This window comes from Paraburkholderia sp. SIMBA_027, assembly GCF_046535315.1.
GTDB lineage: Bacteria > Pseudomonadota > Gammaproteobacteria > Burkholderiales > Burkholderiaceae > Paraburkholderia > Paraburkholderia tropica.
Genome location: NZ_JAWRWY010001094.1, coordinates 1 through 254, shown reverse-complemented (window position 1 = coordinate 254; position 254 = coordinate 1). Strand labels below are relative to the sequence as shown.

General features: G+C 61.8%; 1 protein-coding gene. It reads right to left on the bottom strand.

The window, feature by feature from the left end; genetic code table 11:
- The coding region (locus tag SB764_RS42500; RefSeq protein WP_410867106.1) for a carbohydrate kinase family protein at window positions 1-254 on the bottom strand (254 nt) is incomplete at both ends.

Genomic DNA, 254 nt, shown 5'->3' with positions numbered 1-254 from the left:
GACATCGAAAGGTCCACGTGCTCTTGGCTTTCAAGGATCTGCCAGTTGTAGTCCCCATATCCGTCATCACCGAAGGTGGCGGCGAGGCTCGTGCGGAGGCCCAATCTGGCCGCAGCGATTGCCTGGTTGGCCACCCCGCCGGGGCAGCTCCCCATTCCTTCGGACCAGACTTCGGTGCCCGGTTCGGGCGAGTGCGGCAGGCCCGTGAAGATGATGTCTTGGAAAACCGTTCCCGTGAGTAAAAGATCGCAGGC